The sequence below is a fragment of the Pseudomonas sp. S5D5 genome (genome assembly GCF_003013355.1).
Lineage (GTDB): Bacteria > Pseudomonadota > Gammaproteobacteria > Pseudomonadales > Pseudomonadaceae > Aquipseudomonas > Aquipseudomonas aylmerensis.
The window spans coordinates 3381304-3403450 of the sequence record NZ_PTEO01000001.1; the positions used below are offsets into that span (position 1 = coordinate 3381304).

Annotated in this window: 18 protein-coding genes; 10 read left to right on the forward strand and 8 right to left on the reverse strand. The window is 62.2% G+C overall.

All coding sequences use genetic code 11. The features are described from left to right. Positions 1-6 precede the first annotated feature (6 nt). Entirely contained in the window at positions 7-3057 is a 3051-nt protein-coding gene (locus C9990_RS15725) for an efflux RND transporter permease subunit (protein ID WP_106803872.1), read from the forward strand. A gap of 32 nt (positions 3058-3089) precedes the next feature. On the opposite strand, the gene C9990_RS15730 is transcribed toward C9990_RS15725, so the two are convergent. The 4 genes from C9990_RS15730 to C9990_RS15745 form a co-directional block, all read right to left on the reverse strand. Continuing rightward, positions 3090-4388, reverse strand: a complete 1299-nt coding sequence (locus tag C9990_RS15730; RefSeq protein WP_065905243.1) for an OprD family porin — start codon at positions 4386-4388, stop codon at positions 3090-3092. A 79-nt stretch (positions 4389-4467) separates the two neighbouring features. After that, positions 4468-5838 carry an MFS transporter gene (locus tag C9990_RS15735; protein ID WP_106803873.1) on the reverse strand — a complete coding sequence of 457 codons (1371 nt, stop codon included), beginning with the start codon at positions 5836-5838 and terminating at the stop codon, positions 4468-4470. Between the two features lie 56 nt (positions 5839-5894). Next, positions 5895-6728 (reverse strand): inositol monophosphatase, encoded by an 834-nt coding sequence (locus tag C9990_RS15740; protein ID WP_106803874.1) that lies wholly within the window; start codon positions 6726-6728, stop codon positions 5895-5897. A gap of 149 nt (positions 6729-6877) precedes the next feature. Beyond that, a complete protein-coding gene (locus C9990_RS15745; RefSeq protein ID WP_106803875.1) occupies positions 6878-7870 on the reverse strand; it encodes a LacI family DNA-binding transcriptional regulator in 993 nt (330 codons plus the stop codon). A 227-nt stretch (positions 7871-8097) separates the two neighbouring features. Between C9990_RS15745 and C9990_RS15750 the strand changes: the two genes are divergently transcribed. Next, entirely contained in the window at positions 8098-8967 is an 870-nt protein-coding gene (locus C9990_RS15750; protein WP_065905235.1) for an oxaloacetate decarboxylase, read from the forward strand. 45 nt (positions 8968-9012) lie between these two features. Here the strand turns inward: C9990_RS15750 and C9990_RS15755 are convergent, their stop codons facing one another. Continuing rightward, entirely contained in the window at positions 9013-10338 is a 1326-nt protein-coding gene (locus tag C9990_RS15755) for an LLM class flavin-dependent oxidoreductase (protein WP_106803876.1), read from the reverse strand. A gap of 117 nt (positions 10339-10455) precedes the next feature. On the opposite strand from C9990_RS15755, the gene C9990_RS15760 reads away from it, so the two are divergent. Beyond that, complete coding sequence (locus C9990_RS15760) at positions 10456-10869, forward strand: VOC family protein (protein WP_106803877.1); 414 nt, start codon at positions 10456-10458, stop codon at positions 10867-10869. 376 nt (positions 10870-11245) lie between these two features. Beyond that, a complete protein-coding gene (locus C9990_RS15765; RefSeq protein WP_065905229.1) occupies positions 11246-12568 on the forward strand; it encodes an OprD family porin in 1323 nt (440 codons plus the stop codon). On the opposite strand, the gene C9990_RS15770 is transcribed toward C9990_RS15765, so the two are convergent. Next, the gene (locus C9990_RS15770; protein ID WP_106803878.1) at positions 12569-13051 is read right to left on the reverse strand and encodes a helix-turn-helix domain-containing protein; all 483 of its coding nucleotides are present in this window, start codon (positions 13049-13051) and stop codon (positions 12569-12571) included. A 107-nt stretch (positions 13052-13158) separates the two neighbouring features. Between C9990_RS15770 and fabF the strand changes: the two genes are divergently transcribed. From fabF to C9990_RS15785, 3 genes are all read left to right on the forward strand, one after another. After that, the gene (gene fabF / locus C9990_RS15775; RefSeq protein WP_106803879.1) at positions 13159-14427 is read left to right on the forward strand and encodes a beta-ketoacyl-ACP synthase II; all 1269 of its coding nucleotides are present in this window, start codon (positions 13159-13161) and stop codon (positions 14425-14427) included. 73 nt (positions 14428-14500) lie between these two features. Then, on the forward strand, positions 14501-14881 hold the full coding sequence (locus C9990_RS15780; protein WP_065905223.1) for a RidA family protein: 381 nt from the start codon (positions 14501-14503) through the stop codon (positions 14879-14881). 70 nt (positions 14882-14951) lie between these two features. Further along, positions 14952-16931: a U32 family peptidase gene (locus C9990_RS15785; protein WP_106803880.1), complete on the forward strand. Its 1980-nt coding sequence runs from the start codon at positions 14952-14954 to the stop codon at positions 16929-16931. On the opposite strand, the gene C9990_RS15790 is transcribed toward C9990_RS15785, so the two are convergent. Beyond that, the gene (locus tag C9990_RS15790; protein ID WP_106803881.1) at positions 16909-17814 is read right to left on the reverse strand and encodes a DMT family transporter; all 906 of its coding nucleotides are present in this window, start codon (positions 17812-17814) and stop codon (positions 16909-16911) included. The genes C9990_RS15785 and C9990_RS15790 overlap by 23 nt on opposite strands. Before the next feature lie 109 nt (positions 17815-17923). On the opposite strand from C9990_RS15790, the gene C9990_RS15795 reads away from it, so the two are divergent. The 3 genes from C9990_RS15795 (at position 17924) to C9990_RS15805 (ending at position 20324) form a co-directional block, all read left to right on the forward strand. Beyond that, positions 17924-18364 (forward strand): Lrp/AsnC family transcriptional regulator, encoded by a 441-nt coding sequence (locus C9990_RS15795; protein WP_106803882.1) that lies wholly within the window; start codon positions 17924-17926, stop codon positions 18362-18364. A gap of 100 nt (positions 18365-18464) precedes the next feature. Next, complete coding sequence (locus C9990_RS15800) at positions 18465-19313, forward strand: NmrA family NAD(P)-binding protein (protein WP_106803883.1); 849 nt, start codon at positions 18465-18467, stop codon at positions 19311-19313. Positions 19314-19865: 552 nt separating this feature from the next. Next, complete coding sequence (locus C9990_RS15805) at positions 19866-20324, forward strand: transposase (RefSeq protein ID WP_106803884.1); 459 nt, start codon at positions 19866-19868, stop codon at positions 20322-20324. Between the two features lie 351 nt (positions 20325-20675). Here the strand turns inward: C9990_RS15805 and xylB are convergent, their stop codons facing one another. After that, the gene (gene xylB / locus C9990_RS15810) at positions 20676-22133 is read right to left on the reverse strand and encodes a xylulokinase (protein WP_106803885.1); all 1458 of its coding nucleotides are present in this window, start codon (positions 22131-22133) and stop codon (positions 20676-20678) included. Positions 22134-22147: the final 14 nt, after the last annotated feature.

The window sequence follows — 22147 nt, forward strand, 5'->3', positions numbered from 1 at the left end:
TGTCCCATGAAGCTTACCGATACCTTTATCCAGCGACCGGTGTGGGCCGTGGTCGTGTCGCTGTTCATCCTGATCCTGGGGCTGCGCTCGATCTTCGAATTGCCGGTCAACCAATGGCCGCGCACCGAAAATACCGTGGTGACCATTACTACCTCCTATTACGGGGCGGACGCGTCCACGGTCGCAGGCTTTATTACCCAGCCGCTGGAGTCGGCGATTGCCCAGGCCCAGGGCATCGACTACCTGGCCTCTTCAAGCATCACCGGGATCTCGACCATCACCGCCACGCTGCGGCTGAACTACGACGCGAGCAAGGCGCTGACCGAGATCAACACCCAGGTCAACTCGGTCAAGAACCAACTGCCGGCCCAGGCCCAGGAGCCGGTGCTGACCATTGCCGTCGGGCAGACCACCGATGCGATGTACCTGGGCTTCTACAGTGACACCCTGCCGACCAACAACATCACTGACTACCTGGTGCGCGTGGTCAAGCCCAAGCTGGATTCGATCCAGGGCGTGCAGACCGCCGAAATCCTCGGCGGACGCCAGTTCGCCCTGCGCGCCTGGCTCGACCCGGACAAACTGGCGGCGCATAACGTTACCGCGCAGGACGTGTCGACGGCCCTGGCCAACAACAACTACCTGTCGGCCGTCGGCTCTACGCGCGGGCAGACCGTGACCGTGGACCTCACCGCCGGCACTGATCTGCACACGGTGGATGAGTTCAAACAGCTGGTGATCAAGCAGAAAGGCGATGCACTGGTGTACCTGGCGGACGTGGCGACGGTCACCCTCGGCGCCGAGAGCTATGACAGCAGCGTGGCATTTTCCGGCAAGCGCTCGGTGTTCATCGGCATCAAGGTAGCCCCCACCGCGAACATCCTCACGGTCGCCGACAGCGTGCGCCAGGCGTTCCCCGAGCTGCAATCGCAACTGCCCACCGGTGTGCGCGGCGACATCGTGTATGACTCCACCGCGTTCATCAACACCTCGATCTACGAGGTGGTGAAGACCCTGGTCGAGGCGATGATCATTGTCTCGGTGGTCATCTACCTGTTCCTCGGCTCTTTCCGGGCGGTGATTGTGCCCCTGGTGGCGATCCCGCTGTCGCTGGTCGGTACCTTCTTCGTCATGTACCTGCTCGGTTACTCGATCAACCTGCTGACCCTGCTCGCGCTGGTGTTGGCGATCGGGCTGGTGGTCGACGACGCAATCATCGTGGTGGAAAACGTCGACCGGCATATCAAGGAAGAAGGCAAAGGTGTGCTGGAGGCCGCGTTGGTGGCGGCGCGCGAACTGGGCGGGCCGATCATTGCGATGACGGTGGTGCTGATTGCTGCGTACGTCCCCATCGGCTTGCGCAGCGGCCTGACGGGCGCGCTGTTCAAAGAGTTCTGTTTTTCGCTGGCGGGCGCGGTCACGGTGTCGGCCGTGGTGGCGTTGACGCTGTCGCCGATGATGACCTCCAAGCTGTTCAAGACCGGCCAGGAGGAAGGTCGCTTCGCGCGCCGCCTCGATCAGTATTTTGACTGGCTGCGCGGGCGTTATCACCGCGTGCTGTCCGGCGGGCTGGATATCTGGCCGGTGCTGGTGACGTTTGGCTTTGTGCTGTTCCTGCTGGTCGCCGCCAGTGGCATGACCGCCAAGAGCGAGCTGTCGCCGACCGAAGACCAGGGCCTGGTGTTCATGCAGATCAAAGGCCCGCCGACCGCCTCGCCACAGCAGATGGAGCGGATTGCCGACCAGGCGTTCCAGATCGCCAGCAAGGAGTCCGAGTACGCGCAAATGTTCCAGCTCACTGGCCTGCCGGCGCTCAATCAAGGCCTGGGCGGCGTGCTGCTCAAGACCTGGGACGATCGGACCCGCTCCCAGGCCCAGCTGATTCTGGACCTGCAGCAAAAGTGGAACCAGGTGCCCGGCGCAACCATCGCCGCCTTTCCGTTGCCGTCGCTGCCGGGGGCCCAAGGGTTGCCGGTACAGTTTGTGATCACCACCACTGATTCGGTGGAAAACCTCAATGAGGTCGCGCAAGCGGTGATGGCCGAGGCGCAGAAGCAGCAGCTGTTCTGGTTCTCCGACATGGACCTGAAACTCGACAAGCCCCAGGCGCGACTGGTGGTCGACCGGGAAAAAATCGCTGCATTGGGCATGACCCAGGCCGATGTCGGCGCGGCGCTGTCGGCGGCCCTGGGCGGCAACTACGTCAACTACTTCTCCACTGCCGGGCGCTCGTACAAAGTCATTCCCCAGGTGCTGCAGGTCAACCGCCTCAACCCGGAGCAGATTCTCGACTACTACATTCGCACGCCCGCCGGTGCGATGATCCCCGCGCGCACCGTGGCGCACATCGAGACGTCGACGCAGCCGGAGTCGATCAACCACTTCCAGCAACTCAATTCGGCCACGCTTTCCGGCGTGAGTGGCGTGGCCCAGGGCGAACTGCTGGCCAAACTCAATACGATCCTCAACAACGTGGCGCCGTCCGGCTATACCTCCGATTTTTCCGGCGAGTCGCGGCAGTTCATGCAGGAGTCCGGTGGGTTCGTCGGGCTGCTGATGTTCTCGATCCTGATCGTCTACCTGGCGCTGGCCTTCCAGTTTGAAAGCTTTCGCGATCCGGTGGTGATCCTGTTCTCGGTGCCACCGGCGCTGTTTGGGGCATTGGCGTTTATCACCATGGGTTACGCCTCGATCAATGTGTACACCCAGGTTGGCCTGGTGACGCTATTGGGGCTGATCACCAAGCACGGGATTCTGATTGTGCAGTTCGCCAACGAACTGCAGCGCGCAGGCCACAGCAAACGTGAGGCCATTGAAGAAGCGGCCGCCGTGCGCCTGCGGCCGATCCTGATGACCACGGCGGCCATGGTCCTGGGCGTGGTGCCGCTGGTCTGGGCCTCCGGCGCCGGGGCTGCGGGTCGACATGACATGGGGCTGGTGATCTTTGCCGGGCTGTCGATCGGCACGCTGTTGACGCTGTTCATGGTGCCGGCGATGTACCTGTTTATCGGTGCCACGCACCATCGAGAGATCGAACAACCGGTGTATGAGAGTTGAGCCAGTGCACAGCCCGCTGTGCACTGGCGTGCTTACAGGATCGAGATCGGGTACTGAACGATCAGGCGGTTCTCGTTGAAGCTGTTGGTGTTACCAAAGCTTCGACGCTGTGTCGCATTGCGCCAGCGCAGGTTCAATGAGCGCAACGGCCCGCTCTGCAGCGTATAGCCCACTTCGGTTTCGCGCCCGCGTTCGCGACCATCACTCACGGCGCCGGCGTGCACATTGCTGCCCTTGATGAACCTGTTCATCAGTGTCAGCCCCGGCACCCCGACGGCCGCAAAGTTGTAGTCATGCCGTACCTGCCAGGAACGCTCGTTGGCCAGGTCGTAACTCGAGCCATAGCTGTCGTTCGCCAGGGTCGCCCCACTGGTGCCGGCGACCCGCTGCAGGCCGGTTTCACCGGTGAGACGTTGCAGACCGACGTAGAACGTGTGGCCGCCGGTCTTCAGGGAAAACAGGCCCGACAGGGTGCGGTTGTCCTCGCTGCCGGCCAGCGCGGCGCCGTCTTGCGTACCGATGAAATAGCCGATATTGGCACCCAGGCTGATGCTCTCGGTGATCGGCTGGGTGTGCAGCAGCTGGAAGTATTGCTGCTGGTAGACGTCTTCGAGTTGGCCGTACCAGGCCGCAACCACTGTGTGTTCGTGGTTGAACGTATAGTCGCCGCCGATGAAATTGAACGCATCCGATTCGATGCTGTTCCTGCCGTGCAACACCGTGCCGACACTGTTCTGCGACAGCTTCTGCATGCTGGCGTCGTTACGCTGGCTGTTGCCGCGAAATTGACCACCGTACAGGTTCACGTTGGGGATTTCCCGCGAGGTGATTTGCGCGCCTTCGAGGGTCTGCGGCAGTGAACGGCCATCGTCGGCACGCAATATTGGCAGGACCGGCATCCACTCGCCGATTTTCAGCTCGGTCTTGGAAAACCGCGCCTTGCCGGCGACAGCCAAGCGGCCAAAGTCATCAGCCGGCCGGTTGCCGTCGTGGGTCGGCAACAACTGCGTGCCGTAAGTGCCCCGGCCGCCGTCGAGCTTGATCGCCAACATGCCCAGCGCGTCCAGGCCAAAGCCGACGGTGCCCGAGGTAAAACCCGACTTCGCATCGAGGATAAAACTTTGTGTCCACTCCGCGGCCTGGCCATGCCCGGTAGACCCCGGCAGGGCTTTGGAGGCGCCGTTATCGACAAAGTCACGGCTCATGTAGAAGTTGCGCAGCACCAGGTTGGCCTTCGCATCCTCGATAAACCCATCGGCCTGCACCAGGCCCGAGAAGCCCAGTGCAATGACCACGACGTTGCTTTTCACACGCTGAAAATTGAGGCTCATTATTATGCTTCCCATTGTTTTTTGAGCGCAGCGATCCCGTCCCCGACCACCGTCGCCGGGGCGGTTTACACAGAAAAGGTCAGGTGTTGGCAGGCAGCGCCGCCAGTGACGAGGGGCGTCGTGGACGCCGTGCCACCCAGGACAACAGGCAGGTCAGCAGCACCGAGCCGATGGCCGCGCCGACCCACAGTTGCGAGAGGGTGTTGAAGTCGTAGAGTTTGAGGCCGGTGGCCGACAGCGTGGTGCCACGCTGGATGATAACGCCGGTGAGCATCTCGCCGGCTGCCGCGCCGATGTAGCTGACGATCCCGATCATGCCCAATGCCGCGCCAGCCGCCGCCTTGCCGGCGATATCAACGGCCATCAGGCCGCCGAGGAAGCACAGCAATGCCCCCAGCGAACTGCCGAATATCACCATCGACAGCACGTCCATCCAGTAATGCCCGGCCGGGCCATACAGAAACAACGCCAGGCCCCCTGCGTTCATGACGCCGAAGACCACCGCCAGGCCATGGCGGCGGCCGGCGAAAAAGCGATCGGAGATCAGCCCGCTCAAGCCCGTACCGGCAATCCCGCAGATGCTCGCCACGGAAATCAGCGTGGACGCGGTCAGGGTGTCGTAGTGCTTGGCGTTTTCCAGGAAGAACACGCCCCAGGAGTTGACCGCATAGCGACCGACATACATCAGGCACGAAGCGAGTGCCAGCAGCCAGAGCGCCGGGCTCTTGAGCAATAACCATTGAATTGCGGCAACACTGGTGACGGTGCCTTTGATTTCCAGTGCGGGCTTGGAATTGACCGGTGCAAAGCCTTCGCTTTCCGGCGAGTCGGCCATGAACGCAAACACCAGCACGATGCCGAGCAAGCCCATGGCGGTCGCCAGCCAGTAGCCATACTGCCAGCCCCACGTGACCACGACCGCGGCGACAGCGACATACGTCAGCGCTTCGCCGAGGTTGTGCGCAATCGACCAGAAGCCGTAATAGGTACCCCGCTCCCGGTCGCCATACCAGCGCGCCAGGGACACCACGCATGGCCCGACGCCCATCGACTGCGCCCAGCCATTGATGCCCCAGGCCAGGGTCAGGATCACCGCGTTGGTGGTCAAGCCCATGCAGGCGTTCACCAGTGCACTCAGGGCCAGGCCAAGCATCATGAAACGGCGCACATTGGCATGGTCGGCGAGAAAGCCGTTGACCAATTTACCGATGGCATAGGTGAAGAACAGCGCCGAGCCGATCATCCCCAATTCGCTGGGGCTGAGAATGTCCTGGGACACCAGCGCGGGCTTGACCACGTTGAACGACAACCTGCAGACATAAAACAATGCATAACTGAGTGACATCGACAGCAAGGTTTGCAGGCGGATGCGCCTGAAGAGTTTGGGGTCGATTTCGGGCTCCAGCGCGCGCGCTGGTGCAGCCTTGAGCAAGCTCAATAGAGATTTCATAGCCGACAGTTCCTGTTTTTATTGTGCTGTACGTGCTTTAAAAGGTGCTGCTGCGATCAGGCGTCCAGGGCATTCCCAAGCATCGAGGCGACTTGGGCGTAGACCTGCGGGTTGGCCACCAGCAAGGGATTGCCCTCGGTCAGGCCGTGGTTGCGCAGAAAGTCATTGCTCACGCCGCCCGCCTCCTTCACCAGTACCAGCCCGGCGAGGCAGTCCCAGCTGTTGATGTGGGTTTCGTAGTAACCGATCAGCCGGCCTGCGGCGACGTAGGCCACCATCAGCGCGCCCGAGCCATTGCGAATGAAGGTACCGCCCTCCTCCAGCAACTGCGCGATAAAGGGAATGAAATGTTGCTTGCCGCGCCGATGGGAGGTGCCTACGCCCATCACGCCATGAACAATGTCGGGCGCCGTGTGCACGCTCAGCCGCTGCTGATTGAGCCAGGCACCTTGGCCGTTGCAGGCATGGAACAACTCGTCGTGCACCGCGTCCGCCACGGCGCCCAACCACGGTTCGCCGTCGACCATCAGGCCGATGGACACGCACCAACTGTGCAGGCCGTTGACGAAACAGCTGGTGCCATCGATGGGATCGACCACCCAGATGCACTGCGCATCAAGGGTCGCGCCGCCTGTCTCTTCCCCCAGAAACCCATCCTGCGGAAACCGCTCGGCCAAGCGTTGTTTGATGTAGGCCTCGGTGTCCTGGTCGACGATGCTCACCAAGTCCTGAAGCTGGTCGCCCTTGTGGCTGACGACCAGTGTGTCGCGCTGCCGGTAAGGCTCGAGTGCGCGCCGCGCGGCTTGCATGGCCAGCTCCTGCGCACAGGCATAACGCTGTTGCAGGTCTTCAGGACTCAGCGGTGTGCAGCGCTGTTGGCTACTTTGCATGGGCTACCCCCTTGTTGGATGTGTGAATTTCAGCGTTTTGCACACGTGTGCAACGCAAGTGCAAAAAAATGGCGGACCTGCCGCCATTCACACTGAACCGCTTTATAAGGCACGAAAAAAATATTCGTTTCAACACATTTTTAAACTATTTATTCCAACGTGCTGCGCCGTTGAATCAACTGCACCGGCACCACGAAAGGCTGCTCCACGGCCGCGTTGAGCGTGGCGGCCACTGCGTGCCGGGCCAAGGCCTCAGGGTCCTGGCGGACGGTGGTCAGGGCGTAGGCATCGTGGCCCGCCTGGGGAATATCGTCAAAACCGACCACCGCCACATCCCGGGCAACCTGCAGGCCCAGCTTGAATCGCAGGGCGTCCATCACCCCCAGGGCCAGCAGATCGGTGGCGCAAAAAATCCCGTCGGGGCACGTCGGCTGTGCAAACAGGGCCAGCGCGGCGTCCACGCCTGCGGCGTAACCCCCGACGCCCTCGTAATGTTCGGCCAAGGGCGCCAGGCCGGCCTCGGCGACGACCTGGCGAAATCCCTGCAAGCGTTGTCGTGAGCTGTAATTGCCCTCGCTCTGGCCGACGAAGGCCAGGCGCGTCGCGCCGCTGCGCAGCAATTCGCGCGCCGCCAACCGGCCCCCTTGGACATGGTCGCTGACCACTAGGTTGGCACCCTGCAGGTGCGCATCGCAATTGATCATGGTCAACGGCACTTGCCGATTCAGGTAGCGCTCCACCTGCTCGCTCGAAGCTGCCGCCGAGGTGAGGATCACCCCGGCCACTTGATAGCTCAGCAACTCCTGCATCGAGCGTTCGAGTTGTTCCGGGTCATTGGCGTTCATCAGCAGCGGCATCAAGCCTTGCAGGCTCAAATGGTGAGTCAAGGGCCCCAGCAGGCTCGCGAGGAACGGGTTTTCAAACCCGGCGGTGATGATGCCGACAAAATTGCTGCTGCCCTTGTTCATGGTCCTGGCAATCAGGTTGACCTGGTAACCCAGCGCCTCGGCAGACTTCATCACCCGTTCGCGCATGCGTGGCGACACGCTGGCGCCCGGCGTGAAGGTACGGGAGACGGCAGAGCGTGAAACCCCGGCATGCAGGGCGACGGCTTCGGCGTTGATAATGTCCGGGCTAGGCATGTAGGCAAAGTCGGCCTGAAGGAGAAGGCAGCATTCTGGCAGCGCAAAAACCTGAAGTCGACGGCAACGGCGCAGTTGCTGGCAGGAAAAAACACAGGCTAACCTATGTGCTAGAGGCATAGCCCATTCTCAAACGTCATAATCCTACGTTTTCCTACATGGTAATCTCACATCCCTACCAATAGGCATTGATCGTTTGTCGACAATGGCCCCAACCAGGAAAGATCATGCCAAGAAAGTCACACTCAGCCCTGCGTCGTAATTTCCGTGAATTGCTTGCAACGCCTACGTGCGTTGAAACCGCGTCTGTATTCGACCCGATGTCGGCGCGTATCGCCGCCGACCTGGGTTTTGAGGTAGGTATCCTGGGGGGCTCCGTCGCCTCGTTGCAGGTACTCGCCGCCCCCGATTTTGCCTTGATCACGCTGAGTGAGTTCGTCGAACAGGCCACCCGCATCGGCCGCGTCGCCCAGTTGCCGTTTATTGCTGACGCCGACCACGGCTACGGCAATGCCCTGAACGTCATGCGCACCGTCGAAGAACTCGAACGTGCCGGTGTCGCCGCGCTCACCATCGAAGACACGTTGCTGCCCGCGCAATTCGGGCGCAAATCCACCGACCTGATCTCCATCGAGGAAGGCATCGGCAAAGTCAGGGCAGCCCTGGAAGCACGCGTCGATCCGGAGTTGGCGATCATCGCCCGCACCAACGCCGGCGTCTTGCCCACCGAAGCCGTGATCGAGCGGACCCTGGCCTATCAAAAGGCCGGTGCGGACGGGATCTGCATGGTCGGTGTCAGCGACTTCGAGCACCTGGAGAAAATCGCCGAAAACCTCACCGTGCCGTTGATGTTGGTGACTTACGGCAACCCCAAGCTCAATGACAGCCAACGCCTGGCAAGCCTCGGTGTACGCGTGGTCGTGGCGGGTCACGGCGCCTACTTTGCTGCAATCAAGGCCACCTACGACAGCCTGCGCGCACAGCGCCAGTTGACCCACAGCACCTCCAACCTCAGTGCCACCGAACTGACGCACACCTACACGTTGCCGGAAAACTACGTGGCCTGGGCGCAAGAGTTCATGGACGTCAAAGAGTAATACCCGGGCGGAACGAGGGGGTCACCCCCTCCTCCACACCCCGCTTCAGCTGAAGAACCGGTTGCCCGGCCGTGGCAATCCCAGGTTCTCGCGCAAGGTCGCCCCTTCATACTCGCGCCGAAAAATCCCCCGCGCCTGCAACTCAGGCACGACGTGGTCGACAAAATCATCGAGCCCGCCCGGCAGCCACGGGAACATCACGTTGAAGCCGTCACTGCCCTCCTCCTCCAGCCATTGCTGCATCTCGTCAGCAATACTCTGGGCGGTGCCCACGAACGACAGGCCGGCATACCCGCCAAGGCGCTGGGCCAATTGACGCACGGTCAGTTGTTCGCGGTCGGCCAGGGCCAGCACACGTTCGCGCGAGCTCTGGCTGCCGTTGGTTTCGGGAATTGCCGGCAGGTAGCCGTCCGGGTCGAATTTGGACGCGTCCGTACCCAGCGCAACCGACAGCGAGGCAATTGCGCTCTGCTCATGCACCAGGCTGTCGAGGTGCGCACGAATGCGGCGTGCGTCTTCAAGGGTGTCGCCCACCACCACAAAGGCGCCAGGCAGGATCTTCAGGTGGTCGGGGTTGCGCTGGATCAGGCGCATGCGCCGCTTGATATCGGCATAGAAGGCTTTGCCCTCCTCCAGGTTGCCCGGCGCGACGAAGATCACTTCGGCGGTTTCTGCCGCCAGTTGCCGCCCAGGCTCGGAGGAACCGGCTTGCACGATCACCGGCCAGCCCTGTACCGGGCGGGCAATGTGCAGCGGGCCGCGCACGTTCAGGTAGCGCCCCTTGTGATCGAGGGTGTGCAGCTTGTCGGGGTCGAAGAACACGCCGCTGTCGGCATCGCGAATAAACGCATCGTCGGCCCAACTGTCCCACAGCCCGGTGACCACGTCGTAGAACTCGCGGGCACGGGCGTAACGCTGATCGTGCGAGTAGGCCTCGTCCAGGCCGAAATTCAGCGCGGCATCCGGGTTGGCGGTGGTGACGATATTCCAGCCGGCGCGGCCATTGCTCAGGTGGTCCAGGGAGGCAAAGCGCCGGGCAATGTGGAAGGGTTCGTCATAGGTGGTGGACGCGGTGGCCACCAGCCCGATGTGCTCTGTCGCCTGGCTCAAGGCCGACAACAGCGTGAACGGCTCGAACGAGGTCGCGGTATGGCTGCGCTTGAGTGCCTCGGTGGGCATGTTCAGCAAGGCCAGGTGGTCGGCCATGAAGAAGGCGTCGAACCGACCGCGCTCAAGGGTTTGCGCAAAGCGCTTGAGGTGCGCGAAATTGAAATTGGCGTCACGAAAAGCGCCGGGATAGCGCCAGGCGCCGGTGTGGATACTGGCCGGACGCATGAACGCGCCCAGCTTGAGTTGGCGTTGTGCAGTCATGAAGCACTCCCAGGAAATAGTCCTCAAGCATCGTCCGGCTGGACTTTTGCTGTCCAATAATCAAACGTGCTGGCTTATTCCTTGAAGTACCACCGTGCCCTGTCGTGAGGTTTAGCTATGCAGACCGTTTTTCACTTTGCCTTCAATGTCACCGACCTGGACCGCGCCAGGGCCTTTTACGGCGGCGTGCTCGGTTGCGAGGAAGGCCGCAGCACCGAGACGTGGGTCGATTACGATTTTTTCGGGCACCAGCTGTCATTGCACTTGGGCACACCGTTCAAGACCGAAAACACCGGGCATGTCGGCAAGCACCTGGTGCCGATGCCGCACTTCGGCCTGGCCATGGCCCTGGAAGACTGGCAAGCCACCGCCGGGCGCCTGACCCAAGCCGGCACCGACTTTGTGTTGCAACCGCAAGTACGCTTTGCCGGTGAGCCCGGCGAGCAGTGGACGATGTTTTTCCTCGATCCGTTTGGCAACCCTATCGAGTTCAAGGGGTTCAGGTCGATGAGTGCGCTGTATACGCGTTGAATTCCAATTGAGCCACGCGGTGTTTAAATAGCCATTGGTTAAGTGCCGCGTTATATAAGTTATTTGACCACGCATAAAAAATCCGCCGCAGTATCTGCGGCGGCAACCAAAGGTTTTTGTCGAAGCAGAGCGGCTAAGACAGGTCCCACGCTACACCCCTGCTTGATTAAATAGTGTGAAGTTTAATTAATCGAGTTTAATCCAGCGCCTGGCTGCAGGCCGCGTGAACTGTGCTTAGAATCAACCTCGGCAAACTCGCCGAACACAATAAGAATCGTAACGCCTCACCTGAAAAACATCTGCCAATACGCTTTTATGCGCCATCCAGTCAGTGCGATGTTTCTGTGCGCGTTAATTATTCCGGGGAAGTCACAACATGATCAAACAGTGCAGCCTGTTAGCGCTGGCGGTGTGCGCCAGTATCAGCCAATTCGCGCAAGCCGACGCCGTCTCCGACCAGGCCGATTCCAAAGGGTTTATCGAGGGCAGCAGTGTCACCGGGCTGTTGCGCAACTATTACTTTGACCGCAACCGCGAAGGCGGCAGGGCCGACAACCGTGACTGGACCCAGGGCGCGATGCTCAATTACGCCTCGGGCTTTACCCAGGGCACCATCGGTTTCGGCGTGGATGCCTACGCCTACGGCGGGCTGAAACTCGACGCTACCCATGCGGACGCCGGCACCGGCAACCTGCCGACCGACCGGCATGGCGATCCCGAAGATGCCTACGGCTCCGTCGGTGCCGCGGTGAAGATCAAAATCTCCAAGACCCAACTCAAGTTCGGTGACATGCAGCCCACTGCACCGGTGTTCGCCACCGGCGGTACTCGCCTGCTGCCCCAGACCGCCACCGGCTTTGACCTGACCAGCAGCGAGATCGCCGGGCTGGACCTGGAAGCCGGGCACTTCACCAGTACCAACAGCGGCATGACCAGCGACCATGACCACGATATCTACGCCACCTACGCCAACGTGCCGGCCAACAGCGCGAGTTTTGTCGGCGGCAAATACGCCTTCACCCCGTCCCTGAGCGCGACGCTGTACGCCAGCGAACTGGAAGATATCTGGCGTCAGTACTACACCAACCTCAACTACGTCATCCCGCTGGGCCATGACCAGTCGCTGGCCCTGGACGGCAACCTGTATCGCACCCTCGACACCGGCAGCGCCAAGGCCGGCGCGATCAACAACACCACGTATTCGGTCGCGGCGGCGTATTCATTCCTGCAGGCCCACACGCTGACGCTGTCGTTCCAGAAAGTGCACGGCGACACGCCCTTTGACTACATCGGCACCGGCAACAACGGCGCGGGTGAAGGCGGCGACTCGGTGTACCTGGCCAACTCGGTGCAATGGGGCGACTTCAACGGCCCGGGCGAACAGTCCTGGGGGATCCGCTATGACTTGAACATGGCCAGCTATGGTGTGCCGGGCCTGAGCTTCATGGGCCGTTACATCAATGGCTCGGACATCAACGGCACCCATACGCCGGTCAACAGCGCGTATGCCGGCGACTATGGTGCCGATGGCGCTCACCACGAGACTGACCTTGAGGCCAAATACGTGATCCAGAGCGGCCCGGCAAAAAACCTGTCGCTGCGCGTGCGCGATGCGATCGTGGCGTCGAACGCCGACCAGCGCGACGGCGATTTGAACGAGTTGCGATTGATCGTCGACTACCCGTTCACCCTGCTGTAATCACTGCCCGAATGACTCCAGCCGCTCGCGCATCCCCGCGCTGGCGGCTGGACCGGCCTGCAACGTGCAGGCATCCATGGGCACCACCTGCCCATCGGCATCAGCCATCATCGGCTGCACCAACCGCCCTGTCCCGCGCTCCACCACCTGCACACTGGCGCCTTCCTCGGCGTAGTGCCGGTTGCCCCACGCCACCAGCGACATCAGCACCATACGAAAATCCTCGCCCCTGGCCGTCGGTACGTATTCGTAGCGCGGCGGCCGTTCGCTGTAGGCCTTGCGCTCGAGCATCCCGGCGTCCACCAGGGCGGTGAGGCGGCGCGTGAGCATGTTCGGCGCGATGCCGAGGCTGCGCGAAAACTCATCGAAACGACGCAGGCCTTGCAGCGCGTCGCGCATGATCAGGATGCTCCACCACTCCCCTACCCGGTCGAGGCTGCGGGCGATGGGGCATTCGTCGCGGGTCAGGGACTTGCGTTGCATAGGGGTTCCTGTGAGTCGCTATAAAGTTGTGTGACGCCATGTTACTTTCATCATGATAGTGACGTCCATAGGGTCTGTACCCTCAACACAACCGGAGTCGATTGATCATGAGTAAACGTATCGTTGTGACGGGCATGGGCGCCCTGACGCCGCTGGGCGCCAGCGTGGAAGCGACCTGGCAGCGCCTGTTGAAAGGCCAGTCGGGCATCCGTCGCCTGCCTGAAGAATTGATTGGCGACCTGGCGGTCAGCATCGGCGGCCAAGTCCAGAGTGCGCAGCAGGATGCCGAGGCGGGTTTTGATCCTGATCGGCTGTTGGCGGCCAAGGAACAGCGCAAGATGGACCGCTTTATCCTGTTCGCCCTGGCGGCGGCCGACGAGGCGTTGAAGCAAGCCGGCTGGGCACCGAAAACCCCGGAAGAACAGGAACGCACCGCGACCATCATTGCTTCGGGCGTAGGCGGTTTCCCGGCGATTGCCGATGCGGTGCGCACCACTGACAGCAAAGGCCCACGGCGTCTGTCACCGTTCACTATTCCGTCGTTCCTGAGCAACATGGCCGCCGGGCATGTGTCGATCAACTACGGTTTGAAAGGCCCGCTGGGTGCACCGGTGACCGCCTGTGCGGCCGGCGTGCAGGCGATTGGCGACGCCGCGCGGATGATCCGTGCCGGTGAAGTCGATGTCGCCGTGTGCGGGGGCGCCGAAGCGGCGATCCACCGGGTCAGCCTCGCCGGGTTTGCAGCGGCGCGGGCGCTGTCCAGCGACTTCAACGACACCCCGGAGCGTGCCTCGCGGCCCTTCGACCAGGCGCGCGACGGCTTCGTGATGGGCGAAGGCGCCGGCATCCTGGTCATCGAGGAACTTGAACACGCCCTGGCACGCGGCGCCCAGCCGATTGCCGAGCTGGTGGGCTACGGCACCAGTGCCGATGCCTATCACATGACGGCCGGCCCGGAAGACGGTGACGGCGCACGCCGGGCCATGACCCAGGCTTTGCGCCAGGCCGGAATCGAGGCGTCTGCGGTGCAGTACCTGAACGCCCACGCCACCTCGACGCCCGTGGGCGACAAAGGCGAGTTGGCCGCGATCAAGACGGTGTTCGGCGCCACGGGCAGCCCGGCGATCAGCTCGACCAAATCCGCCACCGGCCACTTGCTGGGCGCTGCGGGCGGCATCGAAGCCATTTTCACCGTCCTCGCCCTGCGCGATCAGATCGCCCCGGTGACCCTCAACCTGGACAACCCTGACGCCCTCGCCGAGGGCCTGGACCTGCTGCGCGGTGAGGCACGGCCGATGGCCATTGAATACGCGCTGTCCAACGGCTTCGGCTTTGGCGGCGTGAATGCCAGCGTGCTGTTCCGCCGCTGGCACTGACCCGCCGGTTTGCCCCTGTTGTGATTTTCGGGGACCATGGGCGCCTTTCCTTGACTGCCAACCAGAGGCGCCCATGGCCAACCACGACCTGTCCTACACTCCCGATCCGGATGCCGATTCGATTTCCTCCGACGTCATCGGCTTCAACGGCATCCTGGTCTCCACCCAGATCCCGACCCGCGCCGACGGCAGCCTGGAACTGGGCGATATCACCGCGCAAAGCGAATGCACCCTGCAAGCCTTGAAAGTCGCCCTGGAAAAGGCCGGCAGCTCGATGGACCGGGTGATGCACCTGACCATTTATCTGACCGACATGGCCGACCGCGCCGCCTTCAATGAAGTCTACAAACGCTTCTTCGCCAAGCCCTGGCCCGTGCGCGCGGCTGTTGGCGTCGCCGCCCTGGCGGTCGACGGCATGCGTGTGGAAGTCACCGCGATGGCCGCTCAAGCCTGAAGTGATGCCGGTCAGGCATTTCACGGCTACAATGCGCGCCTCAACCGTGACAAGCCTGACTAAAAAAACTATGTCCTTGCCCAAGCATCACCTGGAATTGCTCAGCCCTGCCCGCGATGTCGCCATCGCGCGCGAGGCTATCCTGCATGGCGCCGACGCCATCTACATTGGTGGCCCGAGCTTCGGCGCCCGCCATAACGCCTGCAACGAGGTGAGCGATATCGCTCAACTGGTGGAATTCGCCCGCCGTTACCACGCGCGCGTGTTCACCACCATCAACACCATCTTGCATGACAACGAACTCGAACCTGCGCGCAAGCTGATCCATCAGCTCTACGACGCCGGTGTCGACGCGTTGATCGTGCAGGACCTGGGCGTGATGGAGCTGGATATCCCGCCTATCGAGCTGCACGCCAGTACCCAGACCGACATCCGCACCCTGGGCCGCGCCAAGTTTCTCGACCAGGCCGGTTTCTCGCAGCTGGTATTGGCCCGTGAGCTGAACCTGCAGGAAATCCGCGCCATCGCCGACGAAACCGATGCCGCCATCGAGTTCTTCATCCACGGCGCCCTGTGCGTGGCGTTCTCCGGGCAGTGCAATATCTCCCACGCGCAGAATGGCCGCAGCGCCAACCGTGGCGATTGCTCCCAGGCCTGCCGCCTGCCGTACACCTTGAAAGATGACCAGGGCCGCGTCGTGGCCTTTGAAAAGCACCTGCTGTCGATGAAAGACAACAACCAGAGCGCCAACCTGCGCGCCCTGGTCGAGGCCGGCGTGCGCTCGTTCAAGATCGAAGGCCGCTACAAGGACATGGGCTATGTGAAGAACATCACCGCCTACTACCGCCAGCGCCTCGACGAGATTCTTGAAGACCGTCCGGACCTGGCCCGCGCCTCCAGCGGCCGTACCGCGCACTTCTTCCTGCCCGACCCGGAAAAAACCTTCCACCGGGGCAGCACCGATTACTTTGTCAGCGACCGCAAGATCGACATCGGCGCCTTCGACACCCCAACCTTCACCGGCCTGCCGGTGGGTGTGGTGGAAAAAGCCGGCAAGCGCGACCTGCAGGTGGTGACCCATGAGCCGCTGTCCAACGGCGACGGCCTCAATGTGCTGGTCAAGCGTGAAGTGGTGGGTTTTCGCGCGAACATCGCCGAGCCCAAGGGCGAGTTCGAGGAAGACGGTGAGAAGCGCTACCGTTATCGGGTCGAGCCGAACGAAATGCCGGCCGGCCTGCATCAACTGCGCCCGAACCATCCGCTGAACCGCAACCTGGACCACAACTGGCAGCAGGCCTTGCTCAAGACCTCGGCTGAACGCCGGATCGGCCTGTCATGGGTGGCGCGCCTGCGTGAAGAGCAATTGCACGTCACCGCGACCAGCGAAGAAGGCATCAGCGCCAGCGTCACCCTGCCCGGCCCGTTCGGTGTGGCCAACAAGCCGGAACAGGCGCTGGACACCCTGCGCGATCTGCTCGGCCAACTCGGGACCACCGAATACCACGCGACCAACATCGCGCTGGATGCACCGCAGGCATTCTTCATCCCCAACTCGCAGCTCAAGGCGTTGCGCCGCGAAGTGATCGAGGCCCTGACCGCTGCTCGCGTCGCGGCACACCCGCGCGGCGGGCGCAAGGCCGAAACCACGCCGCCGCCGGTGTACCCGGAAGCGCACCTGTCGTTCTTGGCCAACGTCTACAACCAGAAGGCCCGCGACTTCTATCATCGCCACGGCGTGAAGTTGATCGATGCCGCCTTCGAAGCCCATGAAGAAACCGGCGAAGTGCCGGTGATGATCACCAAGCACTGCCTGCGTTTCTCGTTCAACCTGTGCCCTAAACAGGCCAAGGGTGTGACGGGCGTGAAAACCAAGGTTGCGCCGATGCAACTGATCCATGGCGATGAAGTGCTGACCCTGAAGTTCGACTGCAAACCCTGCGAGATGCACGTGGTGGGCAAGATCAAGGGGCATATCCTCGGCCTGCCGCAACCGGGCAGTGGCGTGGCGCATTTCGACCCCGAAAACCTCATCTACCAGGGCACGCACTGACGCTGCGGGAGCGGGGCCACCACCAGCCCCGCTGCAACCCTGCCGCCGCCAGCAGAATCGCCGCCACACCCAACCATTGCAGCCAGCCGAGGCGATGCCCGAAGGCGATCCAGTCCACCAGGATCGCCGCAATCGGGTAGATGAACGACAACGCGCCGGTGATGGCCGTGGGCAATTTCTGGATCGCGCCGTACAGCAGCACATACATCAACCCGGTATGTACCACCCCGAGCGTGATCAAGGCCGACCAGGCGTTGGTCGATGCCGGCAGGCTGTTCCAGGGCACCAGCGGCGCCAGGAGTACCGCGCCGGTGGTGACCTGAATCAACGCCATCAAATGCGGCGGCACTTCTTTCAAGCGCTTGATAATCAGTGCGGCAATCGCATACAAAAAGGCCGCGCCCAAGGCCAGGGCGATCCCGGCGAGATAGTCGCCACCACCCGACGTTTGCTCGCCATGGGCCGTGACAATCGCCAGCATCCCCAGGAACGCCACGCTCAACCAGGCCAGCTTCTGCACGGTGATCTTTTCACCCAGAAACAGCGCCGCCAACAGCACCAACATGAACGGCTGCACGTTGTACACCGCCGTGCTGATAGCGATCGACGCGTGGGAATAGGACTCGAACAACAGCAACCAGTTACCGACGATGGCCACGCCGCTGAGCATCGCCAGGCCGAGTTTCGCCCAACTGAGCAGGTCGCGCCGCAGGTAGCCCAGCAGCGCGCACACCAGCAGCAGGGCCAGCCCGCCGATCACGCAGCGCCAGAACACCACTTCGATCACTGACACGCCCGACACCAATACAAACCAGCCGATGGTGCCGGAGATCAGCATGGCGGCGACCATTTCCCACGAACCGCGACGGATAGATGTGTCCACGATGGAGGCTCCTCAAATGAGGCTCAATTATGGCAATCTGCTTGGCAGCCGCTCCAGCGACTAAAAAAGGCAAAACCTCGTATTCACCTTTACTAATTAGGCGTACCCCATGATCGACACCATCGACCAGCAACTGATCGCCGCCTTGATGGACGACTCGCGGCTGTCCCTCAAGGCTTTGGCCGGCATCACCGGGTTGTCCTCGCCGAGTGTCGGCGAACGCCTGCGCCGCCTCGAGGAACGCGGCGTGCTCACCCACTACACCGTCGACATCGACCCCAGACACTTCGGTTACCTGCTGCAAGCCATCGTGCGTATCCGCCCGTTGCCGGGCAAATTGCAGGAGGTGGAACGCCAGATCCAGGCGATCCCCGAGTTCACCGAGTGCGACAAGGTCACCGGCGATGACTGCTTTATCGCACGCTTGCACGTGCGCACCATGGACCACCTCGACACCCTCCTCGACCGGCTGAACGCGTATGCCGAAACCAACACCGCGATCGTCAAGAAAACCCCGGTCAAGCGACGGCTGCCGCCGCTTGAGGATTAGTGACCAGGCGTCATCAACGCAGTGACCGGATCGCTATTCTGTCAACATTGGCCGATCTTTATGCTGGGCTCCACTCATTGGAACCACAGGTATAAAGCTCATGTACGTCATTACCGGAATCACAGGCAAAGTCGGCGGCGCCCTCGCGCATCACCTCATCAAAGCGGGCCAACCGGTACGCGCAGTGATGCGTGACGCGGGCAAGGCGACCTACTGGGCGGACCTGGGCTGCGAGATAGCATTGGCGCGAATGGAAGATGCCCAGGCCCTGACCGAGGCCTTCCGGGGCGCGACGGGGGTGTTCATCCTACCGCCTTCGGATTTCGACCCGCTGCCGGACTTCCCCGCAGCGCGCGCGGTGATTGCCGCCGTCAGCCAGGCACTCCAGGCAGCGGCCCCGAAGAAAGTGCTGTGCCTGTCCACCATCGGCGCCCAGGCCAGCGAACTCAACCTGCTGACCCAGCGCACCCTGATGGAACAGGCGCTGAGCGCCCTGGACCTGCCGGTGACCTTCCTGCGCCCGGCCTGGTTCATGGAGAATGCGCTTTACGATGTGATTGCCGCCCGGGAAACCGGCGTCATCCACAGCTTCCTGCAACCCCTGGAGAAGGCCGTGCCGATGATCGCCACCGCCGACATCGGCGCCCTGGCGGCACAGTTGCTGCAGCAGGACTGGGCTGGCCGCCGCGTGGTCGAACTGGAAGGCCAATGGGTCAGCCCCAACGACATCGCCCGCAGCCTGACGCAGATCCTCGGCCGTGACGTACGCGCCGAAGTGGTCGAGCGCGACACCTGGGAAGCATTGCTGCGCGCCCAAGGCGCACAAAACCCAACACCGCGCATGCGCATGGTCGATGGGTTCAACGAAGGCTGGATCTGCTTCGAGCACGATCAGGTGCTCAAGGGCAGCACCTCACTGGACAGTGTGCTGCGCAAGTTGGCTGGCTGAATAGGTTTGTTGTGGTTACAACACTTTATGTGGCTAGCAGGTTTGTTGGGGTGAGCAAACTCTATGTGGCATAGGCCTTTTGTGGTGAGCAGGCTCTTTGTGGTGAACAAACTCTCTGTAGCAACCAGGCTTGTTGTGGAGAGTGGGACCTACATGGTGAGCAGGCTCTCTGTGGTGAGCAGGCTTGCCCTGCGTTGGGCTGCGCAGCAGCCCCAATACAGTCACCACATATTTCCAGAAAGACTCAATCGTCTGGCCAAGGGGCCGCTTCGCGCCCCAACGCAGGGCAAGCCTGCTCACCACAAAGTTTTTGCTCACCACAAGGTTCTGCTGACCACAAAAGGCCTGCTCACCACATGAAACCTACCCACCACAGAAGGCCTGCTCATCCCAACAACCCTGTCTGTCACATGAAGCCTGCTCGTCACCTGAAATCAACTTGCTACAACAAGACCATTTGCCACGATGAAACAGGCCGACACGGATCTCCCCATGCGTACTCCACCTCCGCTGCTAACGTGAAAGTCTCTCATCCCTGCAAGGAGCAACGGATTGTTTCGTCAGCCGAATTCTCACCTTTTACGCCGGGGCCGATACTCGGAAACCGGGCGCGCTTACCTGGTCACCGCCGTGGTCCATCCACGCTTCCCCTTGTTCAGCGACTTTCACCTGGGCCGATTGCTGGTCGCTGAACTCAAAAGAGCCCACGACAGCGGCATGGTCAATTCGTGGGCATGGGTGATCATGCCGGATCATTTCCATTGGTTGTTCGACCTCAACGACGCGACGCTGGCGGATGTCATGCGCCAGACCAAGTCACGCAGCACATTGAGCGTGAACCGGGCGCGGCGCAGCCGGGAAAGGTTCTGGCAGCGTGGCTACCACGACCGCGCGGTTCGGGTGGAGGAAGACCTTCGCAAGATGGCTCGCTACATCATTGCCAATCCACTGCGGGCGGGTCTGGTCGAGCGTGTTGGCGATTACCCGTTGTGGGATGCGGCTTGGCTGTGACCCTGGCCCCTGGGCAAAGAAAGTGTGTTGGGGGTGAACAGCTTTGTTGGGGGGAGCACTCTTTATGGGGGGAGCGGGCTTATGTGGCGAACAGCCCTTTTATGGGGTGAGCAGGCTTTATTTGGTGAACAGCCCTTTTATGCGGTGAACAGGTTTCCTGTGGTGAGCAGGATCTATGTGGTGAGCAGGCTTGCCCTGCGTTGGGCTGCGCAGCAGCCCCATAGGGTTATCCAGACACCCCGGGGCGCTTGGACCAGGGGCCGCTTCGCGCCCCAACGCAGGGCAAGCCTGCTCACCACAAGAAACCTGCAAGCTATAAAGCCTGCTCACCCCATCAATCCCGCCCCCCCCTCAGTCATGCAAACCCCTCGCCGCCGCAAGCAAGCCCTTAAACTTGGCATAGCGAGCCTGCAGCACCAGTTGCTGCGCCGGATCAGGTTGATACCGGGCCTTGACTGGCAGGCCCACCGCCAGCTGGGCGCCCTGCCCGATGGCCATGAACCCCAGCTTCGCCGCACCAATACAGGCGCTCAGCTCGCTGCCGTGCAGGGTGTAGATTTCCCGCTGGAGGATATTTGCCAGCAACTGCGCCCAATACACGCTGCGGGCGCCGCCGCCCACCAGGGCGCAGGACGTCACGTCGGCGCCGGTCGACTGCACCGCGCGCAACGCGTCGAGCAGGCCGAAACCGACGCCTTCCATCACCGCATACCCGAGCATCGCCGGGGTGCACTCATGGCCAAGGTTCATAAAACCACCGCGCAACAACGGATCGTTATGCGGGGTACGCTCGCCGGCGAGGTACGGCAGAAACAATGGCGTATCCAGCGTTACCGGTTGGCCGATCGGCAACTGCGCCTGCACCTGGTCCAGCAGTGTCTGTTCATCGGCCAGGCCCACCAGCCGCGTGACCCAGCGCAAACAACTGGCACCGGCGAGCATGGCGCCCATGGTGTACCAGCGGTTCGGCAGCGCGTGACAGAAGCTGTGCACCGCACTCGCCGGGTTGCCGGCGGCGTGGTCAGTGATCGCGACAATGGCCGCGCTGGTGCCGAGGGTGATGAAGCCATCCCCCGCATTGATCGCGCCGATACCGACGGCCGCCACCGGGTTGTCACCGCCACCGCCGGCAATCACCACGTCGGGCGCCAGGCCCAAGCCGGCGGCGACCAGACGACCACTCGGCGCGCCGCCTTCGATCAACCGCGGCATCTGCGCGGGCGTCAGGCCCGTGGCGCGCAGCATCGGCTCGAACCACTCACGCTTGGCCACCTCCAGCCACAGAGTGCCGGCGGCGTCTGACATCTCGCTGACGCGCTCGCCAGTCAGGCGCAAGCGCAGGTAGTCCTTGGGCGACAGCACACAATCAATCGCCTGGAACACCTCGGGTTCGTGCCGTTGCAGCCACAGCAATTTGGGTGCGGTGAGCCCGGCCATGGGCAAGCTGCCGGTGGCGTCGGCAAACGCCATGCCGAGGTGTTCGGCCTCGGCCACGGCGCGCGAGTCATCCCAGAGGATCGCCGGGTACAACACGCGGTCGTCATCCCCCAGCAACACGGCGCCATGCATCTGCCCCGACAGGCCGATACACGCCACGCGGGCATACGCTGGGTGGCGGCGCAATTGCTCCAGCACTTGCAGGCACGCCTGCCACCAGTCTTCAGGGGCTTGTTCGGACCAGCCACTGTGGCGCCGCGACACGCTCAAACGCACCCCGGCATGGGCCAGCACGGCGCCGCTTGCATCCATCAGGATGGCTTTGAGTTCCGAGGTGCCGAGGTCGATGCCGAGGGAAACAGGGGTGTTCATACGCGGGTATTCCA